This window comes from Bacillus aerius (assembly GCF_029894105.1).
Lineage (GTDB): Bacteria > Bacillota > Bacilli > Bacillales > Bacillaceae > Bacillus > Bacillus altitudinis.
This window is the reverse complement of sequence record NZ_JARYHO010000001.1, coordinates 2412225-2436875: the sequence shown is the minus strand read 5'-3', so window position 1 is coordinate 2436875 and position 24651 is coordinate 2412225. Positions and strand designations below refer to the sequence as shown.

At 41.4% G+C, this 24651-nt stretch carries 27 protein-coding genes and 1 other annotated feature; of the genes, 24 read left to right on the top strand and 3 right to left on the bottom strand.

Going from position 1 to position 24651, the window contains the following annotated elements:
- Positions 1-6: 6 nt before the first annotated feature.
- On the bottom strand, positions 7-735 hold the full coding sequence (locus tag M2353_RS12625; protein ID WP_007501456.1) for an amino acid ABC transporter ATP-binding protein: 729 nt from the start codon (positions 733-735) through the stop codon (positions 7-9).
- Between the two features lie 251 nt (positions 736-986).
- On the opposite strand from M2353_RS12625, the gene M2353_RS12620 reads away from it, so the two are divergent.
- The 16 genes from M2353_RS12620 (at position 987) to M2353_RS12545 (ending at position 17860) form a co-directional block, all read left to right on the top strand.
- Entirely contained in the window at positions 987-2024 is a 1038-nt protein-coding gene (locus M2353_RS12620) for an AI-2E family transporter (protein ID WP_375805735.1), read from the top strand.
- Between the two features lie 43 nt (positions 2025-2067).
- Positions 2068-2275: a binding site (T-box leader), on the top strand.
- A 79-nt stretch (positions 2276-2354) separates the two neighbouring features.
- Complete coding sequence (gene alaS / locus M2353_RS12615; RefSeq protein WP_284725517.1) at positions 2355-4991, top strand: alanine--tRNA ligase; 2637 nt, start codon at positions 2355-2357, stop codon at positions 4989-4991.
- Between the two features lie 89 nt (positions 4992-5080).
- Positions 5081-5347, top strand: a complete 267-nt coding sequence (locus M2353_RS12610; protein WP_024718370.1) for an IreB family regulatory phosphoprotein — start codon at positions 5081-5083, stop codon at positions 5345-5347.
- 3 nt (positions 5348-5350) lie between these two features.
- Positions 5351-5767 (top strand): Holliday junction resolvase RuvX, encoded by a 417-nt coding sequence (gene ruvX / locus M2353_RS12605; RefSeq protein WP_003216519.1) that lies wholly within the window; start codon positions 5351-5353, stop codon positions 5765-5767.
- A 15-nt stretch (positions 5768-5782) separates the two neighbouring features.
- On the top strand, positions 5783-6067 hold the full coding sequence (locus M2353_RS12600) for a DUF1292 domain-containing protein (RefSeq protein ID WP_017358102.1): 285 nt from the start codon (positions 5783-5785) through the stop codon (positions 6065-6067).
- Between the two features lie 156 nt (positions 6068-6223).
- Positions 6224-6790, top strand: a complete 567-nt coding sequence (locus tag M2353_RS12595; RefSeq protein WP_024718368.1) for a biotin transporter BioY — start codon at positions 6224-6226, stop codon at positions 6788-6790.
- On the top strand, positions 6790-8247 hold the full coding sequence (locus M2353_RS12590; RefSeq protein ID WP_284725516.1) for an acyl-CoA synthetase: 1458 nt from the start codon (positions 6790-6792) through the stop codon (positions 8245-8247). The genes M2353_RS12595 and M2353_RS12590 overlap by 1 nt, the downstream gene beginning before the upstream one ends.
- Positions 8235-9323, top strand: a complete 1089-nt coding sequence (locus M2353_RS12585) for an acetyl-CoA C-acyltransferase (RefSeq protein WP_019743021.1) — start codon at positions 8235-8237, stop codon at positions 9321-9323. The genes M2353_RS12590 and M2353_RS12585 overlap by 13 nt, the downstream gene beginning before the upstream one ends.
- Positions 9324-9396: 73 nt before the next feature.
- Positions 9397-10479: an endolytic transglycosylase MltG gene (mltG, locus tag M2353_RS12580; RefSeq protein WP_024718365.1), complete on the top strand. Its 1083-nt coding sequence runs from the start codon at positions 9397-9399 to the stop codon at positions 10477-10479.
- Between the two features lie 212 nt (positions 10480-10691).
- Positions 10692-11357, top strand: a complete 666-nt coding sequence (locus M2353_RS12575; protein ID WP_008342672.1) for an O-methyltransferase — start codon at positions 10692-10694, stop codon at positions 11355-11357.
- Positions 11354-12283, top strand: coding sequence for a peptidase U32 family protein (locus tag M2353_RS12570; protein ID WP_008342670.1), 930 nt, complete (start codon positions 11354-11356; stop codon positions 12281-12283). Before M2353_RS12575 ends, M2353_RS12570 begins: the two co-directional genes overlap by 4 nt.
- Positions 12284-12303: 20 nt before the next feature.
- Positions 12304-13572: a peptidase U32 family protein gene (locus M2353_RS12565; RefSeq protein ID WP_284725515.1), complete on the top strand. Its 1269-nt coding sequence runs from the start codon at positions 12304-12306 to the stop codon at positions 13570-13572.
- A 7-nt stretch (positions 13573-13579) separates the two neighbouring features.
- On the top strand, positions 13580-14212 hold the full coding sequence (gene udk, locus M2353_RS12560; protein ID WP_007501435.1) for a uridine kinase: 633 nt from the start codon (positions 13580-13582) through the stop codon (positions 14210-14212).
- Positions 14213-14860: 648 nt separating this feature from the next.
- Entirely contained in the window at positions 14861-15334 is a 474-nt protein-coding gene (greA, locus tag M2353_RS12555) for a transcription elongation factor GreA (RefSeq protein ID WP_007501433.1), read from the top strand.
- A gap of 50 nt (positions 15335-15384) precedes the next feature.
- Positions 15385-17127: a peptidoglycan D,D-transpeptidase FtsI family protein gene (locus M2353_RS12550; RefSeq protein ID WP_284725514.1), complete on the top strand. Its 1743-nt coding sequence runs from the start codon at positions 15385-15387 to the stop codon at positions 17125-17127.
- A gap of 67 nt (positions 17128-17194) precedes the next feature.
- On the top strand, positions 17195-17860 hold the full coding sequence (locus M2353_RS12545) for a YrrS family protein (protein WP_017367687.1): 666 nt from the start codon (positions 17195-17197) through the stop codon (positions 17858-17860).
- Between the two features lie 142 nt (positions 17861-18002).
- Here M2353_RS12545 and M2353_RS12540 read toward each other — a convergent pair whose 3' ends face one another.
- On the bottom strand, positions 18003-18209 hold the full coding sequence (locus M2353_RS12540; RefSeq protein WP_024718362.1) for a YrzA family protein: 207 nt from the start codon (positions 18207-18209) through the stop codon (positions 18003-18005).
- A gap of 187 nt (positions 18210-18396) precedes the next feature.
- On the opposite strand from M2353_RS12540, the gene M2353_RS12535 reads away from it, so the two are divergent.
- The 7 genes from M2353_RS12535 to M2353_RS12505 all read left to right on the top strand — a co-directional run bounded on the left by M2353_RS12535 (position 18397) and on the right by M2353_RS12505 (position 23275).
- Complete coding sequence (locus tag M2353_RS12535) at positions 18397-19038, top strand: class I SAM-dependent DNA methyltransferase (protein ID WP_041506826.1); 642 nt, start codon at positions 18397-18399, stop codon at positions 19036-19038.
- Between the two features lie 15 nt (positions 19039-19053).
- A complete protein-coding gene (gene mtnN, locus M2353_RS12530; RefSeq protein ID WP_039167112.1) occupies positions 19054-19749 on the top strand; it encodes a 5'-methylthioadenosine/S-adenosylhomocysteine nucleosidase in 696 nt (231 codons plus the stop codon).
- Positions 19750-19795: 46 nt separating this feature from the next.
- Positions 19796-20719, top strand: a complete 924-nt coding sequence (locus tag M2353_RS12525) for a PLP-dependent cysteine synthase family protein (protein WP_284725513.1) — start codon at positions 19796-19798, stop codon at positions 20717-20719.
- Position 20720: 1 nt separating this feature from the next.
- On the top strand, positions 20721-21869 hold the full coding sequence (locus M2353_RS12520) for a bifunctional cystathionine gamma-lyase/homocysteine desulfhydrase (RefSeq protein ID WP_284725512.1): 1149 nt from the start codon (positions 20721-20723) through the stop codon (positions 21867-21869).
- Between the two features lie 72 nt (positions 21870-21941).
- Entirely contained in the window at positions 21942-22172 is a 231-nt protein-coding gene (locus M2353_RS12515) for a YrhC family protein (RefSeq protein ID WP_148943687.1), read from the top strand.
- A gap of 647 nt (positions 22173-22819) precedes the next feature.
- Positions 22820-22954 carry a YrzI family small protein gene (locus M2353_RS12510; protein WP_008342648.1) on the top strand — a complete coding sequence of 45 codons (135 nt, stop codon included), beginning with the start codon at positions 22820-22822 and terminating at the stop codon, positions 22952-22954.
- Between the two features lie 159 nt (positions 22955-23113).
- Positions 23114-23275, top strand: coding sequence for a hypothetical protein (locus M2353_RS12505; protein WP_154666048.1), 162 nt, complete (start codon positions 23114-23116; stop codon positions 23273-23275).
- Between the two features lie 43 nt (positions 23276-23318).
- On the opposite strand, the gene M2353_RS20240 is transcribed toward M2353_RS12505, so the two are convergent.
- Entirely contained in the window at positions 23319-23444 is a 126-nt protein-coding gene (locus M2353_RS20240; RefSeq protein WP_008342643.1) for a YjcZ family sporulation protein, read from the bottom strand.
- A 267-nt stretch (positions 23445-23711) separates the two neighbouring features.
- Between M2353_RS20240 and M2353_RS12495 the strand changes: the two genes are divergently transcribed.
- The gene (locus M2353_RS12495; protein WP_342394144.1) at positions 23712-24314 is read left to right on the top strand and encodes a class I SAM-dependent methyltransferase; all 603 of its coding nucleotides are present in this window, start codon (positions 23712-23714) and stop codon (positions 24312-24314) included.
- The last annotated feature ends 337 nt before the right edge of the window (positions 24315-24651 follow it).

The window sequence follows — 24651 nt, the reverse complement described above, 5'->3', positions numbered from 1 at the left end:
TTCCCCCTAGTGATTTAAAATACGGCTTAAAAAGAGCTGAGCGCGTTTCTCGCGCGGTTTTTCATAAAAGGCAGCTGGTGTAGATTCTTCAAGAATTCTTCCTTCATCAATAAACACAATGCGATCTGCGACTTCACGGGCAAATCCCATCTCGTGCGTGACAACGACCATTGTCATCCCTTCCCTTGCCAGCTGTTTCATCACATCTAGCACCTCACCGATCATCTCTGGATCAAGAGCTGATGTTGGTTCATCGAAAAGCATGACCTCAGGTTTCATTGCAAGTCCCCTTGCGATTGCCACACGCTGCTGCTGTCCTCCTGAGAGTCTAGAAGGGTAGGTGTCTGCTTTCTCAGGAATGCCAACTTTATTTAAATAAAATTCAGCTGTTTCCTTTGCTTCTTCTTTGCTCACTTTTTTAACCTTCATCGGCGCAAGCATAATGTTTTCAAGCACCGTCTTATGCGGATAAAGATGGAAGTGCTGAAACACCATCCCGATATTTTGCCTGATGAGATTGATGTTGGTTTTCGGATGCTGAACAGACACTTGATTGACAAGGACTTTTCCTTCATCAATGCTTTCAAGACGATTGATACATCTAAGCATCGTGCTTTTTCCAGACCCTGAAGGACCGATGATCACAACAACCTCACCTTTTTGAATATGTAGGTTAATGTCCTTAAGTACATGGAACTGGCCGTAATGCTTGTTGACTTCTTCGAATGTGATCATGAAGAACCTCCTCTTCTAATGATTGAGCTAAAGTGGATTCTAGCATAAATGAGGCAAAAATAAGAAAATAATGGAATATTTTCTAACGAGATTTTACAGCAAACAGTGACTTTGGATGGAGCCGTATGTTTCATGTGTATTCATTTTTAACAAAGTTAGGACAAATTTTATTTACATGGATAATTGCAGAAGTTGGTTAAACAATAAGAAGAGAGGTGAAAAAGGTGAAGAAACGTCCGATCGAGTTTCTAATGTATGCTGCAGGTGTACTGCTTGTCCTTGCGTCTTTACTCATTTTGGTTCAGCTCGACGAGTTATGGATGCCTATTTTTTTATTGCTCAAAGCGGTTTTGATCCCGCTTCTTATCGCTATTTTTATTTCTTATCTTCTTTATCCAATTGTTGAAAGACTACATAAGCGAGGTTTGCCAAGGACGGTCAGTCTCTTATTGATATATGTGCTGTTTTTTGGCGGTATTGGTTTGGCTGTGTATAAAGGGGCACCGGTTTTAATCGCTCAGTTAAATGAATTGTCGGAGCAAATTCCCATGCTTGCCGAAACGTATAATGGTGCTTTATCACATGTTCATCGTCATACAAGCCACTGGCCTGATGGACTACATGAACGGCTGGATCGTTTTATTGTCCAATCTGAGACGTATGCCGCAAATGGGGCAGAGCGGATGATTCTTAGCTGTAAAGTACTGCTTGATTACGCCTTAGTTGCTGCACTTATTCCTTTTCTTGTCTTTTATATGGTGAAAGATATGAACACGATGAAGCGGGCAGCATGGTATTTAACCCCGCCAAGCTTCCGAAAAAGGGGACATGCCTTTGTGAAAGCAGTGGATGACTCACTTGGGGATTATATTAGAGGGCAATTGCTTGTCTGTTCTTTAATTGGGGGAGCTGCTGCCATTGTTCTTTGGCTGTTTCATATTCCATATCCGCTTGTACTAGGTATGTTAATCGGTGCAACGAATGTCATTCCGTATTTTGGCCCGATTATTGGAGCGATTCCAGCTGTCTTTATTGCTTTTACCATCTCAGTGAAGTCAGTGATCATTGTGCTAATTACAGTAGCCGTGCTTCAATTTTTAGAAAGCAATGTACTGAGTCCGATCATTGTCGGGAGAAGCCTGCATATGCATCCTGTCGTGATCATGCTGGTGTTACTTGCTGGAGGTGAGTTGTTTGGCTTGATTGGGATGATTTTAGCCGTGCCGTCCGCAGCCATTATGAGGGTCATCATTGTGCAATATATTCACATGAGACGAAGCGTTCATTGACAAGACGAGCCGAGTTGTCTATAATAATTTCGATTCATACATATTGAATTCAATGACGGACCCGAGTACGTTAAAAAGCTGTTGCAGAGAGAGGCTTTGTTTGCTGAGAAAAGCCTTATCAGACCTTTAACGGAAGCTAGTCCCGAGTGCAGATAAACACTGCCGCTCTCTTCCGGCGTTATCGGATGTGAAGGTGATAGACGCATATGTCTATAATCAGGGTGGTACCGCGAGAGCATCTCGTCCCTGTGTAAGTAGTTTTTTGCTTGCATAGGGCGGGATGTTTTTTCGTTTGTGTGAAGATTGAGAATAAAAAAGGGAGGATTTATGATGAAAACTTTAACTTCAGCTCAAGTACGTCAAATGTTTTTAGATTTTTTTAAAGAAAAAGGACATGCTGTCGAACCGAGTGCGTCCCTCGTACCGCATGACGATCCAACACTTCTATGGATTAACAGCGGGGTGGCAACATTAAAGAAATACTTCGATGGCCGCGTCGTGCCTGAGAATCCACGTATTTGCAACGCACAAAAATCAATTCGTACAAATGACATTGAAAATGTAGGGAAAACAGCACGCCATCATACGTTTTTTGAAATGCTGGGCAACTTCTCTATTGGAGACTATTTCAAAGAAGAGGCAATCGAATGGGCTTGGGAATTCCTCACAAGTGACGAGTGGATTGGCTTTGATCCGAATCTGTTATCTGTAACGGTACATCCAGAGGATGAAGAAGCGTATGTTCTTTGGAGAGATAAAATTGGTGTCCCTGAGGAACGAATTATTCGTCTAGAGGGCAACTTCTGGGATATTGGCGAGGGGCCAAGTGGTCCGAATACAGAAATTTTCTATGATCGCGGCGAAGCATATGGCAACGACATGAACGACCCTGAATTATATCCAGGCGGAGAAAATGAACGTTATCTAGAAGTATGGAATCTTGTTTTTTCTGAATTTAACCATAATCCAGATGGTACATACACACCGCTTCCGAAGAAAAACATTGATACAGGAATGGGTCTTGAGCGTATGGTCTCTGTTATTCAAAACGTACCGACGAACTTTGATACAGACCTGTTCATGCCGATTATTCGTGCAGTAGAAACGATTTCAGGAGAAAGCTATGGGGAGTCAAAAGAAAAAGACACAGCATTTAAAGTCATTGCTGACCACATTCGTACTGTTGCCTTTGCCGTCAGTGACGGAGCACTTCCTTCTAATGAAGGCCGAGGTTATGTGTTAAGACGTTTGCTGCGCCGTGCTGTGCGTTATGCAAAAACGATCCATATCCACCGTCCATTTATGTATGACCTAGTTCCAGTTGTTGCGGAGATCATGAAGGATTTCTATCCAGATGTTCAAGCAAAAGAAGAATTTATTGCAAAAGTGATCAAAAATGAAGAAGAGCGTTTCCATGAGACACTGAATGAAGGGTTAGCCATTTTATCAGAAGTGATCAAAAAAGAACGAGACAATGGCAGCTCACAAATTTCCGGTATAGATGTGTTTAAGCTTTATGACACATATGGATTCCCGGTCGAACTCACAGAAGAATATGCAGAAGATGAGAACATGACAGTCGATCGTGAAGGCTTCCAGCTAGAAATGGAGAAGCAGCGTGAACGTGCAAGAAATGCCAGACAAGATGTAGGTAGTATGCAGGTTCAAGGCGGGGCTTTAGGCGATATTAAAGCAGAAAGTACGTTTGTAGGCTATGAAAATTTAACTGCAGATGCTCGTATTATCGAATTGCTTCAAAACGGTGAAATTGTCACAGAAGCTCACGAAGGGGAAACGGTGCAAATTTTATTAGATGAAACACCTTTCTATGCGGAAAGCGGCGGACAAGTGGCGGATAAAGGAACGTTAAAAAGTGCCGAAGCGATCATTGATATCAAAGATGTGAAAAAGGCGCCAAACGGCCAGCATGTCCACGAAGGAGTCGTCGTAAGTGGTACGGTTCAAAAAGGCATTGAAGTCACTGCAGAAGTCGAATCAGCGCTTCGAAAAGGCATTGTGAAAAATCACACAGCGACACATCTTTTGCACCAAGCGCTAAAAGATGTATTGGGCAGCCACGTTAACCAAGCGGGTTCACTTGTGAATGAAAACAGACTTCGCTTTGACTTTTCTCACTTTGGACAAGTAACAAAAGAAGAATTGTCACAAATTGAAAAAATCGTCAACGAAAAGATTTGGGAAGGCATTTCGGTTGCCATTGACCTGAAACCAATTGCTGAAGCAAAAGAAATGGGCGCAATGGCGCTGTTTGGCGAGAAGTATGGCGATATTGTCCGTGTGGTGCAAGTGGGTGATTACAGCATCGAGTTATGCGGAGGCTGTCACGTTCAAAACACTGCGGAGATCGGATTGTTTAAAATTGCATCTGAATCGGGTATTGGTGCTGGAACACGCCGTATTGAGGCTGTAACAGGTAAAGGTGCTTATGAAGAATTAAATGATCAGCTTGCGATTTTAGAAAAGGCAGCTAATGAACTGAAATCAAATACAAAAGATGTACCAAAACGCATCGCTTCCTTGCAGGCTGATTTAAAAGAAGTTCAAAGAGAAAACGAATCACTTCTTGCGAAATTAAGTCAAGCAGAAGCTGGCTCTATTTTAGAAAAAGTGATCGAAGTTGGCGGAGTGAACGTGTTAACTGAAAAAGTAAACGCCAAAGACATGAACCATTTAAGAACGATGGTTGATGACTTAAAAGCGAAATTAGGTTCAGCTGTCATCGTACTTGGCGCTGTTCAAAATGGAAAAGTCAACATTTCAGCCGGTGTGACGAAAGACGTCATTGAAAAAGGTCTTCATGCAGGAAAACTTGTGAAGCAGGCAGCTGAAATCTGCGGCGGAGGCGGAGGCGGACGCCCAGATATGGCACAAGCAGGCGGGAAACAGCCAGAAAAGCTTGAAGAAGCACTGGCAACTGTCGAAGAATCTGTCAAATCCGTTTTATAATCAGTCAATGTAGTGTAGAATAATGGTATTAGATGAGCGGTTAGAAAAAAGCTTGCTAGTAGAATGTTGGAAGAGAGGTGCAAGAAGCAGTGAGTTCATTTGATAAGACAATGAAGTTTAACTTCTCTGATGATTCAGCTGAAACCAATGTGAATGAAGTGCTCATAACAGTTTATGACGCACTCCAAGAAAAAGGATACAACCCGATCAATCAAATTGTCGGATACTTGCTGTCAGGCGACCCTGCTTATATTCCAAGACATCAGGATGCACGCAACCTAATTCGTAAACTAGAACGAGACGAATTAATTGAGGAATTGGTTAAATCGTACTTAGAAACACATAAAGAGGCGTAAAACATGAGAATTTTAGGCTTAGATTTAGGCACGAAAACCCTTGGTGTGGCAATCAGTGATGAAATGGGATGGACAGCTCAAGGGATTGAAACCATTAAAATTGATGAAGCAGGCGGAGACTTTGGTCTCAGCCGCCTGTCTGAGATCGTCTCGCAATATGGAACGGATAAAATTGTACTTGGTTTTCCAAAAAATATGAACGGTACGGTCGGTCCAAGAGGCGAGGCCAGCCAATCATTTGCGAAAGTGTTAGAAAACACGTACAATGTTCCTGTTGTGCTTTGGGACGAGCGTCTGTCAACGATGGCAGCAGAAAAAATGCTCATCTCTGCAGATGTGAGCAGACAAAAGCGTAAAAAAGTCATTGATAAAATGGCGGCTGTTATGATCCTTCAAGGGTACTTAGACAGCTTAAATTAAAATGAGGTGAATCAAATGGAACACGGAGAAAAGCAAATTACAATCGTTGATGATAATGGAAATGAGCAGCTTTGCGAAGTACTATTTACTTTTGAAAGCGACCATTTTAACAAATCATATGTTCTTTACTACCCAATTTCTGAACAAGATAACGAAGAAATTGAAATTCATGCATCAAGCTTCACACCAAACGAAGACGGTGAAGATGGCGAATTAGAGCCAATTGAAACGGATGAAGAGTGGGACATGATTGAAGAAACGTTAAATACGTTCTTAGATCAAGAAGACGAAGAAGAATAGAACGAATATAAGGCCTGTGAACATGATCTCTGTGATCTTTCTTCACAGGTCTTTTTTTACATTCTATATGTAAACTATTATTGAAATTTAGTTGACATATATCACTCGACCTTTTACGCTATTTTTATCAAAAACATCGAGTGAGGGGTATGAAAATTGAAAATTCACGATATGATGCAAATGGCATTCATGACAGCAGTTATTGGGATGTTAGGATTGATTCCGCCTATTTTTCTTGCGTTTACACCTGTACCAATCACCTTACAAACCGCAGGTCTTTTGCTTGCTGGAGGGCTGTTAAAACCAAAGCAAGCCCTGATTAGTTTACTTCTGTTTCTTCTAATAGTGGCAGCAGGCGCACCTCTTTTATCTGGAGGAAGAGGCGGAATAGGGGTCTTTTTTGGGCCAAGCGGTGGTTTTTTACTTGCTTATCCAGTGGCTGCCTTTATGATCAGCCTGTGGCTGAACCGGCTGAAGAAAGTGACGGCCTTACGACTATTTTTGATCTATGCGGTATGCAGTATCGGGATATTATATATAGGCGGAATTCCCTTTCAAGCCATGATGATGCATATAAAGATCACGCAAGCAGCTCTGTTCAGCGTCATTTATTTACCGGGTGATCTGATCAAAGCAGGGATATGTGCCGTCTTCACGGTGAAAATCATTCAAGCGATGTCATATCGAAAAAGGGACTTACATAGAGGGAGGCGAGCAGTTTGATGAGAATAACGGAAAGCTATGCAGCTCATGCAAAAGTGAAGCCAGATCAGATGGCGATCATAGATGAAAAAGAGCAGATCACTTATGAAGAATGGCATGAGCGTGTGAAGTCATCTGCACAATGGTTAAAAGAAACGCCTCATCAGCAAAAAAGAGTCGCTTTTTTAGTATCAAATGGTGTTCCGTTTCTCCAACTATTTGCTGGTGCAGCTTCTGCAGGATGGACAGCGGTGCCTCTTGATCCGCGGTGGAGTGATAAGGAATGCGCGGAAAAGCTCTTATTAAGCGAGGCAGACCTTGTCATTGTGGAAGATCGATATATCAAAAAAATTGAAAAGTACAAGCTGGATATGCCAGTGCTCTCTTTATCTGAATGGAAAGAAAGAATCAGCCTCAGCATAAGAGTTCAATCGAACAAAAGTGATACGGAGGAAGATCCTGCTTTTTATATGGGATTTACTTCAGGATCAACGGGATCGCCCAAAGCCTTTATAAGACGCCAGCAGTCATGGATCCAGAGCTTTCAAATGACAACATCCGTCTTTGGGATCACACATAAAGATCATGTACTGATTTTGGGCACACTTTTATCCTCTCATTTTTTATACGGTGCGATCAGCACACTTTATTTCGGTGGCACTGTGACATTGTTAGAAAAATTTGTGCCAGAGAAAGCAAAGAAAACCTTAGAGAAAGGAGACATTACGGCTATTTATACGGTTCCGACCATGACAGAATCGTTACTGCAAATGGATGCTTTCGGAAAGAATCCGCTTCTTGTCCTGTCGTCTGGTGCAGATTGGGGAAACTCTTCAAAAAAACAGCTCGTCAACCGCAATCCCCACATCACATTTTTTGATTTTTATGGAACATCAGAATTGAGTTTTGTCTCCTATTTATCTTCAGATGACTTTTTGCAAAAGCCTACTTCTGTCGGAAAGCCTTTTCCTTCTATTCAGGTTGAAGTCAGGAGGGCAGATCAAACCGTTTGCAAGCCAAATGAAATAGGGAGAATTTATGTGAAAAGCCCAATGTCTTTTTCAGGCTATTTACAAGATGAAAAGCCGCCCGAAGAGTGGCTGACCGTATATGACATGGGGTGGCTCGACGAAGATGGTTACTTGTATATGAGCGGCCGCGAGAATGGCATGATTGTCTATGGGGGACTGAATATTTTTCCAGAGGAAATTGAGCGTGTGCTGAATGAACAGCCAGAGGTGAATCGGTCAATCGTGATTGGACTTCCTGATCCTTATTGGGGCGAAATCCCTGTTGCCATTATTGAGAATGTACAGCAAACAAAAATCATTCGGCAAGCTGTAAAAGAAACATTAGCGGCATACAAAGTACCAAAAAAATGGCTCGTCACGGACAAAATGATCGAAACATCAGGAGGGAAAATCGCTCGTGCCAGTATGAAAAAGTGGGCGGAGGAACAATTATCATGCAAGCCGTGATCGTACAAGCGAAGCGGACGCCCTTCGGTGAGAAAAATGGAATGTTGAAGGATTACCGGCCAGAGCATCTAGCCGCGCCCTTGATCCAGCATTTTTCAAACGTGACCAAGCCAGATGACATCATTTTAGGCAATGTCGTCGGGGGTGGTGGCAACATTGCCCGTCTGTCCTCGTTAGAAGCAGGGCTTTCATTACATATTCCGGGTATGACCATTGATAGGCAGTGTGCTTCCGGTCTTGAAGCCATTAGAACGGCGTGCATCATGATTCAGTCGGGGGAGGGATCAATGTATATCGCTGGTGGAACGGAAAGCATTTCTCGGTCACCAATGAAAGAAAGGGCCCGCTTTTCTCCAGAGTGGATAGGGGACCCTCATATGGGGGAAGCGGCAGAGCTGACGGCGTCGAGATTTTCAGTTGCGAGACAAGAGCAAGATGACTATGCACTTTTAAGCTGGGAACGAAGTATAACCGCATTCAAGCAAGGAACGTATTCAGAAGAAATTGTTCCGATTAGCGGGATGAGTACAGATGAAGCGGCAGCTAAAATAAGACCGATTGCAAGCTTGATAAAGCGAGCAAAACCTGTCTTTTTACCAGGCAAAGGTACTGTGACTGTGACCAATAGCTGTAAAGAAGCAGATGGTGCAGCTGCCGTCGTTGTGATGGAAAGAGCAGAAGCGGAGGCAAAAGGCTTCAGCCCTATGCTGCGGTATATCGGGAGTGCCGTGACCGCTATGGACCCGCATTATCCTGCTGCTTCACCAATTGATGCAATCAAGAAACTTTTACATAAAGAACAGGTGAAGATAGAAGATGTTGCACTTTTTGAAATCAATGAAGCGTTTGCGCTCAAAGTAGTGCTCATTGCCCGGACACTAGGTATTCCTTATGACCGTATCAATAAAAGAGGCGGTGCGCTTTGTCTTGGTCATCCATATAGCGCCTCGGGAGCTGCTATGATGGTGAGACTGTTTTACGAAGCCCGCGCCTTACCGAATGGAAGTTATGTCATGGCTGCAATTGGCAGTGGAGGCGGTGTCGGTTTAGCCACACTATGGCAAGTTCTGTCATGACATGCATGAGCAAGTAATTGCCGAACTCCGTCGAATCATGTACTATAAAAGCTAGATGTGAGGAGGGCCATGCATGTTTTCAGAACAAAAGAAACGACCATTTTTTAAACGAAAAATGGGGATCGTCCTGTTATCTGTACTTGCTGTGATCATCATTGCAGCATTATCAGGTTTTTTATATGTAAAATCAGCACTCGGGCCGGTCGATCAAAAAAGCAAACAAACCATTAATATTCATATTCCAAATGGGACATCTGTCAGTGGAATTGCGAGCATTTTAAAAGAAAATGAGCTGATTTCAAATGACACGATTTTCACTTACTATGCAAAGTACAAAAAAGCGTCAGGCTTTAAAGCGGGCTATTTTCATCTCAAACAAACAATGGATGCGGATCAGCTAATTCAAAAGCTGACATCTGGCGGGACAGATTACGCATTTCAGCTTGTGATACCTGAAGGGAAACAGTTGTCTGATATTGCAACTATTATCGCAAACCAGACGAATTTTTCAGCGAAGGAAGTTGAAGCGAAGCTGGATGATCCAGCCTTTATTAAAAAATTGATGAAAAAATACCCGAAAACGGTGACATCACAAGTGAACGGGAAACAGGTCAAGCATCCGTTAGAGGGATATTTATTCCCGGCGACGTATCCGTTTTATCGTGAGGATGAATCACTTGAAACCATCATTGACACGATGATTAAACAAACAGATCAATATGTGAAAACGTATGAAAAGGACATGAAAAAGAGAAAGATGTCCATCCATGATGTCCTAACGATGGCATCCCTGATAGAAATGGAAGCAACCGAAAAAACAGACCGGTCAAAAATCTCAAGTGTGTTTTATAACCGGTTGAAAAAGGACATGCCGCTTCAAACAGATCCAACCGTTCTTTATGCGCTTGGCGAGCATAAGTCCCGTGTTTATTACAAAGATTTAAAAGTGAAATCACCTTATAATACGTATACAAACAAAGGACTGCCGCCTGGACCTATTGCCAATGCTGGAGAATCTTCTTGGAAAGCAGCACTCCATCCAGAGAAAACAGATTTTGTTTACTTCCTAGCAAAGAAAAATGGGGAAGTCGTCTTTACGAAAACGTTAAATGAGCACAACAAAGCGAAAGCGAAATACATCACAGGCAGCAACTAGCGCTCATGTGAGAGGAAAAAGACTGTAGACAATGGTGAAATTGCCTGCAGTTTTTTTCGTTGTTATATCCATTTTATAGATTCGCAATTACCACATCTTTGTGGTAAAATATATCGGGTTGTTTTTACTTAGATGAACGAAAGATTGACGAGAAAGAGAGCTGCAGCAGGCAGGACTCTTCTTTTTCAGGTCATGAAGGAGCTAGACATATAATGACAATCGAAGATGATCAAATAAATGATTATATTGAAGATTTAATTGAGCCGAGTCCTGATGCCATCGCTCAATTAGAGGAGTATGCGAAAGAGCATCATGTGCCAATCATGGAAAAGGTGAGCATTGAACTGTTATTGCAGCTGCTTTCTTTGAAAAAACCAAAGAAGATTCTTGAGGTTGGGACAGCGATTGGCTATTCAGCGATTCGAATGGCAGAAGCTCTGCCAGATGCTGAAATCTATACGATTGAGCGAAATGCGAAACGTTATGAGGAAGCGACACGAAATATTGAAGAATTACATTTCAAAGATAGAATTCACGTGTTTTTTGGCGATGCGATCGAATCAGCTAAAACGGTTCAGACGATGGCGCCCTATGATGTGATCTTCATTGATGCGGCAAAAGGCCAGTATCAACGCTTTTTTGAGCTGTTTGAACCGATGCTGTCCGATGACGGAATGATTATTACAGACAACGTATTATTTAAAGGCTTAGTTGCGACAAATTATGAAGAAGAAATTGAAGATAAACGAAAAAAACAATTAATAGGCAAAATTGATCGATACAATCAATGGCTGATGTCAAATCCTGACTACCAAACGTGTATCATTCCGGTTGGAGATGGGATCGCTATTAGTACAAAAAGAGGTGACCAATCATGAAAAAACCAGAATTGCTTGTGACGCCAAGCAAGGTGTCGGATGTACTGCCGCTCATTGAAGCGGGTGCTGACGCATTTTTAATAGGTGAACAAACATATGGAATCCGTCTTGCAGGTGAGTTTTCAAGAGAAGATGTGAAACAAACGGTTCAACTCGCACATGCACATCACAAAAAAGTATATGTCGCCATGAATGCGATTTTTCATAATGACCGTGTGGCACTGCTTGGAGATTATTTAACCTTTCTCGATGGGTTAAACGTGGATGGTGTCGTTTTTGGAGATCCGGCCGTGATCATGGCCGCAAAAGAAACAGGTGTCAACTTGAATCTGCACTGGAGTACAGAAACAACTGGGACAAACTATTACACTTGTAACTACTGGGGCAGAAAAGGCGCAACACGTGCTGTTCTTGCCAAAGAACTCAATATGGATAGCGTGATTGATATCAAAGAAAACGCCGAAGTGGAGATTGAAATTCAAGTCCACGGCATGACCTGTATGTTCCAATCCAAACGGACACTTGTTGGCAACTATTTTGAATATCAAGGCAAACAAATGGACGTGGAAGGCAGAAATATGGAAGAAGGTCTATTCCTTCACGACCAGGAGCGTCAAAACAAATATCCTATTTTTGAGGATGAAAATGGCACACACATTATGAGTCCAAATGATGTATGTATGATTGATGAATTAGAAGAATTTGTTGACGCAGGCATTGACTCATTTAAAATTGACGGAATTTTAAAGTCACTTTCTTATATGACAGAGGTGACATCCCTCTATCGAAAAGCCATTGATTTACTAGTGACTGATAAGGAAGCCTATGAAGATCAGAAAGATGAATGGGTGGAGCGTATTGAAGAGATCCAGCCTGTCAATCGTTCAATCGATACAGGGTTCTTCTTTAAAGAAACGGTTTATTAAGATAAAAGGAGGCAGAGGAAATGGCACTTTTAAAAGATGGAATTTCTGAAATGATCGATGGAAAACGTGTCATTACAAAAAAACCAGAACTGCTAGCGCCAGCAGGTAACTTAGAAAAACTAAAAATTGCTGTGCATTATGGAGCAGACGCTGTTTTTATTGGCGGGAAAGAATTTGGACTTCGTTCAAATGCAGATAACTTTTCAATTGAAGAAATGGCAGAAGGTGTCGCATTTGCGAACAAATACGGTGCTCGTATTTATGTGACAACGAATATTTTCGCCCACAATGAAAACATGGACGGGCTGGAAGAATATCTTCAAGGGATTGAAGGAGCGGGTGTAGCGGGAATTATTGTCGCTGATCCACTCATTATTGAAACATGCAAACGAGTAGCTCCAAAACTTGAAGTTCACTTGAGCACACAGCAGTCTCTTTCGAATTGGAAAGCGGTGCAGTTTTGGAAGGAAGAGGGGCTTGAGCGTGTGGTCCTTGCACGTGAAACAAGCGCTCTAGAGATTAAAGAAATGAAAGAAAAAGTGGATATTGAAATCGAAACGTTCATTCACGGGGCGATGTGTATTGCTTATTCTGGCCGCTGCGTGCTCAGTAACCATATGACAGCGAGAGATTCAAACCGCGGAGGCTGCTGCCAATCTTGCCGCTGGGATTATGATCTTTATAAACTAGAAGGCTCTGAGGAAGCGCCTTTATTCGGTGAAGAAGACGCACCATTTGCGATGAGTCCAAAAGATTTAAAACTCATCGAATCCATACCGCAAATGATCGAAATGGGAATTGATAGCTTAAAGATCGAAGGACGAATGAAGTCCATTCATTATGTAGCAACAGTTGTCAGTGTCTATCGTAAAGTCATTGATGCTTACTGTGCGGATCCAGACAATTTCGTCATTCAACAAGAATGGCTCGGTGAATTAGACAAATGTGCCAACCGTGACACGGCTCCTGCCTTTTTTGAAGGTGTACCAGGAACGGATGAACAAATGTTTGGCATTCACGGAAAGAAAACGACCTTTGATTTCGTCGGTCTTGTACTTCATTATGATGAGCAAGAACAAATTGTCACATTACAGCAGCGTAATTTCTTTAAAGCTGGCGACGAAGTTGAATTTTTCGGTCCAGAAATTGAAAATTTCACATGCAAGATTGAGACGATTTGGGACGAAAAAGGGAACGAACTCGATGCAGCTCGTCATCCACTGCAAATTGTGAAATTTAAGCTTGATCAAAAAGTATACCCTAGCAACATGATGAGAAAGGGGAAATAACCGGCACATGGGGAAAAAACCAGTGGTGATTGGAATCGCTGGCGGCTCGGGTTCAGGTAAAACGAGCGTCACCAATTCCATTTACGAAAAATTTAAAGGACATTCAATCCTCATGCTTCAGCAAGATTTATATTATAAAAATCAAAGTCATATGCCATTTGAAGAGCGCCTGCTGACCAATTATGATCATCCGCTTGCATTTGACAATGACCTGATGATTGAGCATGTAGAAGCGCTGCTAAAGTACGAGTCCATTGAAAAACCGATTTATGATTTTAAACTAAACACACGTTCAGAAGAGACGGTACATGTTGAACCCAAAGATGTCATCATCGTTGAAGGAATCTTTGCCCTTGAAAACGAACGTCTAAGAAACCTAATGGATATTAAACTGTATGTGGATACAGATGCAGATCTTCGGATCATTCGCCGTATTTTACGTGATACGAAAGAAAGAGGTAGATCGATTGATTCCGTGATTGAACAATATGTATCTGTCGTCAGACCGATGCACAATCAATTCATTGAACCGTCAAAACGATACGCGGATATCATCATCCCAGAAGGCGGTCAAAATCATGTGGCTATTGACCTCATGGTGACAAAAATTCAAACGATTCTTCAAAACCGCGGAGAGTAAATGGTGGAGAAGAACAAAGACCTTTACGACGTAAAGGTCTTTTCAACATCATGCTCTTGTAGTCAATACTTTAGTAATGGCTAGTCCGAAATCATCGGTGAGCATTGTAAGAAGCAGTCCTCTGAATAAAAGATTTGATATGATAGGAAAACAATGCTGCGAAATGGAGACAGGAAAATCACGATGGGATGCTGAAAGTTTCAGTTATTCCTGCTTTGTAAAAGTATATTAAAAAAACGACAAACAAATCATCACAAATTTTCAAACAATTCTTGATCAAAATGCAATTTTGTAATAATATAGCATAGACATATCGTACACTGACCATATTATGTATTGGAAGATGGAGAATGGATAAGCTATTCTTCTACATATGATCGAAATGGCCGAACGAGGTACAGGAGCTTCCTGTGCCTTTCCACAGTTTGTGCGATGAAGATAATATATCATCATGAGACCGCTGCTGTTCCTGCCTAATAAAAAGGCATAATAGTTGCATCTAAAAGGGACGCCATGTAAGATGGACTTTTACGAATATGGGACAGAAGGAATGAGGGCCGGAATATGTCCTCATTCTTGTATATTTCAGTCGTCACTCACATGCAGAAAGCTTGTATGATGAGGATTAATAGAAGGAGTGAATGATTCATGGCACAAGAGAAAGTATTTCCAATGACAGAAGAAGGAAAGCGCAAATTAGAAGAAGAGCTTGAATATTTGAAAACGGTTAAACGTAAAGAGGTTGTAGAGCGTATTAAAATCGCTAGAAGTTTTGGAGACCTCTCTGAAAACTCGGAATATGATTCTGCTAAAGAAGAGCAAGCGTTTGTAGAAGGTCGTATTACAACGCTTGATAATATGATTCGTAATGCCAAAATTATTGAAGATGAAGGTAACTCAAATATTGTTTCACTCGGTAAAACGGTGACATTCGTTGAATTACCGGACGGTGAAGAAGAGTCTTATACGATTGTAGGAAGTGCAGAAGCTGATCCGTTTGAAGGCAAAATTTCAAACGATTCACCAATTGCAAAAAGCCTTTTAGGCAAACAAGTAGACGACAAAGTCACGGTTCAAACACCTGGCGGAGAAATGTTCGTCCAAATTGTAAAAATTTCATAATTACGTTTATACGATCAACACCTCGTCCACAATAGGGACGAGGTGTTTTTATGCTGAAAACAAGAAGAATCCAATGGACAGGTGTCATTATTTTTATCTTATTGCTCGGTCTCCTATTTAGACTAGCGGAAATTCAGTTGTTTTTCACAGAATCTTTTTCAAAGCTTGATATTAATTTGATCCAAGAAAGTGTCAGGCAGCGGACAGAAGAAGTAGTCATTTCAGATGGACGCGGCGAATTTTTAGATCGAAACGGCGAGGCACTTCTCACAAAAGAAGAGCCTGCGGTCATCATATTTCCTTTCCTGCAATATGACCTCCCTCACTTAAAACAAACCGCTTCTATACTTGAGATGGAAGAAGATGAATTGAAGAGCCAGCTGACAGAAACGAAGAAACCACTCATTTTAAAAGATGATATCACGAAAAAAAAGCTAAAAGACATCAATGATATGAAATATTCAGGTGTTTACGGCGTATATATGAAAGAGAAGGACAAAAAAAGACTTGCCCTCCACACATTAGGTTTCACAAGCGAGAATCCAGAACTCTTGAGAAAACGTTATCCGGACAAAAAAGAGCTTTCAATCCGCACTGAGATCGGTACATTCGGTTTGGAAAGTACATTTGACGAATTTCTATTACCAGAGCAAGACACAAAATTGTTATATCATGTGGACGGAAGGGGAAACCCTTTGTTTGGGATGGACGTCAAATATACAGCAGAAGCTCATTCGTTTTATCCGCTGCAAGTGCAGACAACCATGGACGAAGACATGCAGAGGGAAATGGAGAATGTTCTCAAAGCACAAGGTGTTGAAAAAGGCGGAGCGGTTCTGCTCGACATTCAAAATAGCAGTGTGCTGGCGATGGCGAGTGTTCCAAATGTGACCAGCAAAAACCGGCATGAGGCAAGAAATTACATGCTGACCGCAATGGCTCCCGGTTCTGTATTTAAAACGGTCGTACTTGCCGCAGCGATTGAAAAAAACTTGAACCAGCCACAAACGATGTATGATTGTCGAAAGAATTTATATGGAGAGCCAGAAGGAAAGCAGGAAGTACTGAATCTGTCTGAAAGCTTTGCGCAAAGCTGTAATTATACATTTGCGACACTCGCTGAGCAGCTCATCCAAACAGATGATCAAATCCTTGAAAAGACAGCTTCAAAGCTGGGGCTTGTGGATCGAGCCGGCTGGGAAGGGGATGTATACCATAAGCAACAATTCAAACAGTTTGATCGTGAAGAAACAGGCAGTGTGTGGGGAGATAAAAGAGACAAGCATGTCAAAAAAGCCATTGCGCAAACGGCGATTGGTCAAAAAAATGTCAAAACAACCCCCTTACAAATTGCCAATATGATGGCAACGATTGCAAGGGGCGGAGAACGAAAAGAAGTGAGGATTGCAGATAAAGTAATGTATCAAAACGGAACAACGATGCTATCTTTTCAAAACAAACGACCTGATGGTGACAGTATTGACCGCTATACAGCTCAAACCTTGCAAAAGTACTTAAGGCAGGTGGTGACGTCTGACAAAGGAACAGGAAGAAGATTTCAAGACCTGCCGTTCCATATAGCAGGGAAATCAGGCACGGCCCAAACCGGCAGCAAAGATAAACAGGGAAATCCACTTTATCACAAGTGGTTTGCCGGATACTTTCCGGCAGAAAAACCAACATACGCTCTCGTCGTTGTTCACCTTGATGAGACAAGTGGCCGGGCTAAGACAAATGAAGCGTTTTATGATATTGTAAAAAAGGTCAATGAAATTGAAAAGAAACAGACATAGAACATCCCTTCATGTCATGTTAGAATAGTAACGACTTAGGGAACAGAGGCAAAGGAGTGCAGAGATTTTGAGTAGAAATTCTCGATTTGAACATCGTGATAAGCGCAGAAAGGCGAATATGGTGCTTAACATATTAATTGGTATCGTTGTGGTGCTTATTTTGGTTGTCGCATCGAGTTTGTTAATTTTTAATAAACCGAAAGATACAAATGTAGCAGACGAACCATCCAAAACAGCACCTGCATCGAGTGAAAATAAACAAAACTCAGAAGAAGATGTGAAAGATCAAAAGAAAGATACATCCGATGATGCGGATGCGAAAAAAGACGATTCATCTGACAAAAAAGACGATACAAAGAAAACAGATGATGAAGAAGAGCCAAACAAAGATGCGTTAAAAGATGCCACAGAAACAGATGGCGGTAAAACAAGTGACGTAGACAAAACATATGAAAACGATAACTGGGAGCCTGTAGGAACAGAGCAATCGGGATCACATACAGCAACCTATGATGCTAACTCAAAAGACTGGAAAGAAATGATCAAAGCCATGTCCTATGCGACAGGGATCTCAGAAGATCAAATGACTGTTATTTGGTTAGGAAATAACGGAGGACCTCAAGATGCAAAAGGAACCATCCGTGATAAATCAACAGGTGAACGCTACCGTGTAGAAATTACGTGGGTGGACGAAAAAGGCTGGAAACCTGTGAAGGTTGAAAAATTAAAATAAAATAAAAAAGATGCATGCAAAAAGGCTAAAATGAACTTCATTTTAGCCTTTTTCTTCTTTTCAGCGTGATAGAAAACCTTTGCAGTCTAGGAAGGACTAGCACCGGCGCACAGACCTGACTGCCTATACGCTGATCTTTTTTTTATGAGACATTCGCTTTAAAATGAACAACTGCTGTATACAAAATCTTATCATCAATGACAGTCGTTTGATGACTCACAGAATGAACAGTCAGCAAGATCGCCTGATTATGTTCAATTTGTTTTTGGATCTTTTGTTCAAGTTCTTTTAAAGACGTTGCTTCAAAAAATTCAATTTTGTCCTTTAAAAAATCCAGTTGAAAATCCATTTCATTCATCCCTCCATGCTCTAGATTCATCATAATCTCTCCCATTCAAAAGGGCAAATATTTTTCTACCCCACTCAGTATTTTTTAGTAGGAAAGAATCAGAAGATGTGGTAGGATAGGAACTGTTCGACGGAATAAAACATACTATACGGATAGGAATAAATAGATAAAGTGGAGGGAAAGAAAAATGGGACGTGAGTTTCTTTCTTTATTTGATCATTGGGCTGAATCTTATGATGACACTGTAAGTGGTCATGACGAGCAGTATAAAGAAGTGTTTCGCCGGTATCCGGCCATTCTAAAAGAGATTACTCGCCGTGCAGGTCAACATGTCATTGAGTTTGGAAGCGGCACAGGAAACCTAACGGCGGCACTGCTTCAAGCAGATAAGAAAGTGTTTGGCGTTGAACCTTCAGAGGCCATGAAGAAAGCGGCTCTTCAAAAAGGAATACCAAATGTATTTCATGACGGAGATTTTTTATCGTTTCCAGCCCCACCTTTTGAGCCTGATACGATCGTCAGTTCATATGCTTTCCATCATTTAACGGACGAAGAAAAAAAACAAGCCATCCACACCTATGGCAACATCCTTCCCTCAGGTGGTAAAATAGTCTTTGCTGATACAATGTTTCAAAATCAAGCAGCACATCAAGCTGCAACGAACAAAGCGAAAGCCGCTGGGTTCGATCAGCTTGCAGAGGATTTAGAAACGGAATATTATCCATCCATAGGTGTGTTAAAGCAAATCTTTGAAGAAGAAGGTTTTAGCACATCTTTTCATCAAATGAATGATTTTGTGTGGATCGTAGAAGCGAAGAAAAGGGAATGAAAGGATGTTTTTGATTTGAAAATCGCAGTGATAGGTGCAATGGAAGAAGAAGTGACGATTTTAAGAGACCAACTAAAGAATGCCACACAAGAAAACATCGCTGGGTGTGAATTTACAACAGGTGTTTATGAAGATAAAGAAGTGATTTTATTAAAATCAGGGATTGGAAAAGTAAATGCAGCGGTCAGCACAACACTTCTCCTTGACCGCTTTCAGCCAGATTATGTGATCAATACAGGATCAGCTGGCGGTTTCCATCACTCATTAAATGTAGGTGATATTGTCATCTCTACAGATGTTAGACATCATGATGTGGACGTGACGATCTTTAATTACGAATATGGACAAGTGCCAGGATTACCAGCTGCTTTCATCGCAGATGATCAGCTTGTGAAGCTGGCAGAGGAATCTGCTTCAGAAATCGATCATATTCAAGTGGCAAAAGGAACGATTGCAACAGGAGATTCATTTATGGATGATCCTAGTCGTGTCGCGTTTGTGAGAGAGAAATTTCCAGAGCTGTATGCAGTGGAAATGGAGGCAGCAGCAGTTGCGCAAGTTTGCCATCTATTTGAAACGCCATTTGTGGTCGTTCGAGCGTTGTCAGATATTGCTGGGAAAGAATCCAATATCTCTTTTGATCAATTTCTAGAGCAAGCAGCGATTCACTCAACAGACCTTGTCCTGCGTATGATAAAGCAAACACAATAAAAGAAGGGGTTTCCCCCTTCTTTTCCATACAAAGGAAGGGATTTATATGGCTGTCATACATGATATTACGGAATTAATTGGCCACACACCGCTTTTAAAACTGTCAGGGATGGGTGTGCCGGCAGGTGTTGATGTTTATGCAAAACTTGAAATGATGAACCCAGGCGGAAGTATTAAGGATCGCTTAGGTGATATGCTGATTAAAGAAGCGTTGGCATCGGGCAAACTGCGCCCAGGCGGAACCATTATTGAAGCAACTGCAGGAAACACAGGCATCGGGCTTGCGCTAAGTGCAAGAAAACATCAATTGCATCCGATCTTCTGTGTACCAGAACATTTTAGTCAAGAGAAACAACAGCTCATGAAGGCGCTTGGTGCAGAGATTATTCATACACCAAGAAAAGATGGGATGAAGGGTGCGATTGATCGAGCCCTTGAACTAGAGGCAAGCCTTGACAATGCTTATTGCGTCTTACAATTTAAAAACCAAGTAAATCCATTGACTTACTATAAAACACTCGGGCCAGAAATATGGTCCGACCTCCAGGGGAACATAGACGTGTTTGTAGCAGGAGCGGGCTCTGGCGGAACGTTTCAAGGCTGTGCTGCCTATTTAAAAGAGCAAAAAGAAGCGCTAAAAACAGTGATCGTGGAACCAGAAGGATCTATTTTAAATGGTGGAAAGCCGGGACCGCATAGAACGGAAGGAATTGGCCTTGAATTTATTCCAGATTATATGGAATCGACTTTATTTGACGAGATTTATACCGTCAGTGACGATGATGCTTTCCGAATGGTGAAAGAAGCAGCTGAAAAGGAAGGTGTTCTGCTCGGAAGCTCGTCTGGAGCCGCTCTATTTGCCACTTTAGAGGAAGCGAAAAAGGCATCACCTGGGACGGTGATCGTGACTATTTTTCCTGATAGCAGTGAGCGTTATCTAAGTAAAGGTATTTATGAGGGAGGAAAATAAAATGAAGCCAAAAACAATGATGATTCATAGTGGAATCACTGGTGATGAAAAAACAGGAGCCGTGTCTGTTCCCATTTACCAAGTCAGCACCTATAAGCAGCCTAAAGCAGGCGAGCACACAGGATATGAATATTCCAGAACTGCGAATCCAACAAGAACAGCACTGGAAACAGTCATTCGTGATCTTGAAGGCGGGGCAAACGGCTATGCATTCGGTTCAGGGATGGCTGCAATTACAGCTGTGATGATGCTGTTTAACAGCGGAGATCATATCGTACTGACTGACGACGTGTACGGCGGAACCTATCGTGTGATGACAAAGGTGCTCAACCGGATTGGCATTAAAGCCACATTTGTAGACACAAGTGATCCTGAAGCAGTGAAAAAAGCAATTTTACCAGAAACAAAAGCCGTCTATATTGAATCACCAACCAATCCATTGCTGAAAATGACCGATCTACAAACCATAAGCCGGATCACAAAAGAATCTGGCATCTTGATGATTGTCGATAATACGTTTTTTACCCCATATTTTCAAAAGCCGATTTCATATGGGGCTGACATTGTCTTGCACAGTGCCACAAAATATTTAGGCGGCCATAGTGATGTGGTGGGCGGACTTGTCGTGACAGCTACTGAAGAGCTTGGTGAAGAATTGCACTTTGTTCAAAACTCTACAGGCGGTATTCTTGGACCGCAAGATGCGTGGCTTCTAATGCGAGGGATGAAAACGCTCGGGCTAAGAATGGAAGCACATCAACAAAACGCGCAGAAAATCGCTGAGTTTTTAGAACAGCATCCTGCGATTACACGTGTCTATTACCCAGGTTTAAGCGCTCACCCAGGTCATGAGCTTGCAAAAACTCAAGCAACAGGCTTTGGCGGTATGATTTCTTTTGATATTGGAAAAGAAGAAAATGTCGACGTGTTTTTAAGCCAATTGAAATTGTTTACAATCGCAGAAAGCCTAGGGGCGGTTGAAAGTTTAATCTCTGTTCCTGCTCGCATGACCCATGCATCCATTCCAAAAGAGCGCAGAGAAGAGCTTGGCATCACAGATGGTTTAATCCGTATTTCTGTCGGTATTGAGGATATTGATGACTTATTACATGATATTGAACAAGGGCTCGACGCAGTAACGAATGGATAGATTTACATGCCCCTCGCTTTCTCCCACTATGGTAAGCTATCAATAGACATTGATAACGGGAAGGTGAAACAAGTGAAGAAAAAGTGGGATGGTTTAGTGACAGATTACAAGCAATACGCTTTTATTTTGCTTGCTGTTAGCACCTTTTTATATATTGGTACGATTTTACCGAATCAGCACCTAGAAGCATCACCAAAAATGCTGATGCTGGCAGTTGATTGTGTTTTCCTATTGGCTGCTTTTCTTTGCGTGAAACGTGCGATCTTTTTTCAAAAAAAGCTACAAGAACTAGATGAAGATTAAGCAAAAAGTCTCCTCATATGATGAGGAGACTTTCAGCGTGTAGACAAACCCTCGCATTCTTTGTCAGTCCTGCGTGCCGGTGCTCACGAATGTCAAATTTGCTCCGCGCCGGTACTCGTCCTTCCTAGAATTCAAAGGTTTTCTATCACGCTGAAAAGAAGACAAAGGGCTAAAATCAAGTTCATTTTAGCCCTTTGTCAACAGTCTGAAGTTTCCTCATGTGATGAGGAAACTTTTTTTAATTGCACTGGATAATCGGACAAGAATCACTGTAGAAATTTAGTCAAACACACAAAAATCATCTAATTTACTAAAAACAGGTTTACAAAATGGTGCTTGCTGGATATACTTACAAAGTAATTAAAAACGTAAAGGAGGCTGAAGAATATGTTATTCGTATCTACTTGTGATCAATTCAACAACCAATTTCATCATGTCATCAGCCTGTGGAAGAGCTCGTGTCCTTCCTTTACCTTTTACGGTTCACGCTACAAAACTGTTTAAGTAAACGAGGATTTCACGTATCATCCATCGCAGGTTAGAAGACACTGTCTTTTGATCTGCATTTTTGTGTGCCCGCAGGTCAACTGATAAAGAAGATCTGCGGGCTATTTCGCGTGCTGCGAACTGAAGGGAGGTGAGCGTATATGACAATCCATTTATTTTTTATCACATTGACGATCCAACGTAAATACAAGGACATTGAAACCGTTCTTTATGAACAACAAGTCGAAACGTTTTATGAAGAAATGAAGCAGAAACAACTAAAGTACATGAACTAAAAAGGACAATAAAAACATGAAAAGGAGGAGATTGACATGTTTATGATGCTTGCAATGCTTGATTGTTATACAAGGGAGAAGGACCAGGTTTAGACACGCTCCACATTGATCACCTGCACATATGATAACCGTAAAAGGAGATTGTGAGGTGATCAATGAATGTCGATGTCACCATATATGAGGTTTCCGTCAGTGGGGCACGGGTATGCGTCTATTCCGCATTCTTTAAAGCACGGATACGGCAATCCATACAGAATGCAAAGAGAGCAAGAAGAAATGCTCAGACGCTATATGTACAATTATCCAACCTATTGGTATTAAAGAAAAGGAGCAGGAAACGTTATCGTTTCCTGCTCCTTTTACATTAGCAAATCCAGCTTGCACCTATGATGATTAACAAAATGAACAGTACAACAAGCAATGCGAATCCGCCTGCAAAACCGCCACCGTAGCCACCGCAGTAGCCTCCAGAATAACCGCCAAAGCCCATAATCTAGCACCACCTTTATCTAATCAAGATACATTCATAAAATATGCAGCTCATGCAGAAAACGAAATCAATCTGAGCACAATTAATGAAAATGCCTATTTGTTTAAATATTTTTCATTACGTGCGAAACATTTTCAGAAAAGGTGCCGTCTAATAAAAGACAAAGAAATTAGGACTAGGTCTTAACTTTTGTTAGGCGAGAGCCGATATGAAAAGTAAGAAAATTCGTAAATAGTTTTATTTACTGGTGCAAAGCAGGTGTTGACATTGATTCAAAGCTGGATTGGAAAACAAATGAGGGAACCAAAGGGCTTGTTCTCAAAATGGGTTGCCCGCTATATGGAAAAAAATCATCATAATATCAATCAATGGACGATTCAACTCTTAAATATACAAGAAAACGACCGGATTTTAGAAATTGGTACTGGAAGAGGTATGACATTATCTAAAGTAGCGGAAAAACTTGACCGAGGAAAAGTATATGGAATCGATGCTTCGCGTCATATGGTAAAATACGCGAAAAGAAAACATAAGAGACTTGTCGAGCAGGAAAAAGCCGTTATCACACTTGGAAAAGCTGAGCAATTACCTTTTGAAGACAGATCATTCAATAAATTGTTCACAGTGCAGACCATCTATTACTTGCCAGATATCGAACAAGTCATGAAAGAGGTATATCGTGTTCTTCAAGTGGATGGAGAAGTATTCTTATCTTTTCAAAAGCAGGAACTAATGAAGGAACAAAAACGCTCACAGTCTCTTTCAACGTACAGTGAAGCAGACATCAGCTGTCTTTTTTCAGCGTATCACTTTAGAGACGTCTCTGTTTACCATTATGATACATACATCTGTATCAAAGCCTTAAAATGATGAAAATATTTCCCAGGTAATGAACAAGCACTCAAAAAAAGGCTCTTCGCCAGAAGGGCCTTTTTTGCATGTGGGAATTGATCATTCATCAATAAAAAAGACTCTTCACAAGAAGAGTCTTTTGCATTCATTTCATATGTAGGGGCCAGCCAGGTGTGTAAGGAATGATAGTATATATAAGGAATTTGTTTGTCGATTAAGGATACCTGTCTGGCTTATTCCTTATATCGACAATGTTCTGCAAATGTTTAGCTTTTTTTCAATATTTTCTTTTTTATTTGACTGGAAAATACATTTTTCTATCCTAGATAGACATTTGTCACTTATTTTTTGAGTC

Excerpts from the sequence above, each read along its gene's own strand:
- M2353_RS12625 (WP_007501456.1), bottom strand. The coding sequence starts at position 735 with ATGATCACATTCGAAGAAGTCAACAAGCATTACGGCCAGTTCCATGTA.
- M2353_RS12620 (WP_375805735.1), top strand. The coding sequence starts at position 987 with ATGTATGCTGCAGGTGTACTGCTTGTCCTTGCGTCTTTACTCATTTTG.
- alaS (WP_284725517.1), top strand. The coding sequence starts at position 2,355 with ATGAAAACTTTAACTTCAGCTCAAGTACGTCAAATGTTTTTAGATTTT.
- ruvX (WP_003216519.1), top strand. The coding sequence starts at position 5,351 with ATGAGAATTTTAGGCTTAGATTTAGGCACGAAAACCCTTGGTGTGGCA.
- M2353_RS12600 (WP_017358102.1), top strand. The coding sequence starts at position 5,783 with ATGGAACACGGAGAAAAGCAAATTACAATCGTTGATGATAATGGAAAT.
- M2353_RS12590 (WP_284725516.1), top strand. The coding sequence starts at position 6,790 with ATGAGAATAACGGAAAGCTATGCAGCTCATGCAAAAGTGAAGCCAGAT.
- M2353_RS12585 (WP_019743021.1), top strand. The coding sequence starts at position 8,235 with ATGCAAGCCGTGATCGTACAAGCGAAGCGGACGCCCTTCGGTGAGAAA.
- mltG (WP_024718365.1), top strand. The coding sequence starts at position 9,397 with ATGTTTTCAGAACAAAAGAAACGACCATTTTTTAAACGAAAAATGGGG.
- M2353_RS12575 (WP_008342672.1), top strand. The coding sequence starts at position 10,692 with ATGACAATCGAAGATGATCAAATAAATGATTATATTGAAGATTTAATT.
- M2353_RS12570 (WP_008342670.1), top strand. The coding sequence starts at position 11,354 with ATGAAAAAACCAGAATTGCTTGTGACGCCAAGCAAGGTGTCGGATGTA.
- M2353_RS12565 (WP_284725515.1), top strand. The coding sequence starts at position 12,304 with ATGGCACTTTTAAAAGATGGAATTTCTGAAATGATCGATGGAAAACGT.
- udk (WP_007501435.1), top strand. The coding sequence starts at position 13,580 with ATGGGGAAAAAACCAGTGGTGATTGGAATCGCTGGCGGCTCGGGTTCA.
- greA (WP_007501433.1), top strand. The coding sequence starts at position 14,861 with ATGGCACAAGAGAAAGTATTTCCAATGACAGAAGAAGGAAAGCGCAAA.
- M2353_RS12550 (WP_284725514.1), top strand. The coding sequence starts at position 15,385 with ATGCTGAAAACAAGAAGAATCCAATGGACAGGTGTCATTATTTTTATC.
- M2353_RS12540 (WP_024718362.1), bottom strand. The coding sequence starts at position 18,209 with ATGGATTTTCAACTGGATTTTTTAAAGGACAAAATTGAATTTTTTGAA.
- M2353_RS12535 (WP_041506826.1), top strand. The coding sequence starts at position 18,397 with ATGGGACGTGAGTTTCTTTCTTTATTTGATCATTGGGCTGAATCTTAT.
- M2353_RS12525 (WP_284725513.1), top strand. The coding sequence starts at position 19,796 with ATGGCTGTCATACATGATATTACGGAATTAATTGGCCACACACCGCTT.
- M2353_RS12520 (WP_284725512.1), top strand. The coding sequence starts at position 20,721 with ATGAAGCCAAAAACAATGATGATTCATAGTGGAATCACTGGTGATGAA.
- M2353_RS12510 (WP_008342648.1), top strand. The coding sequence starts at position 22,820 with ATGACAATCCATTTATTTTTTATCACATTGACGATCCAACGTAAATAC.
- M2353_RS12505 (WP_154666048.1), top strand. The coding sequence starts at position 23,114 with ATGTCGATGTCACCATATATGAGGTTTCCGTCAGTGGGGCACGGGTAT.
- M2353_RS20240 (WP_008342643.1), bottom strand. The coding sequence starts at position 23,444 with ATGGGCTTTGGCGGTTATTCTGGAGGCTACTGCGGTGGCTACGGTGGC.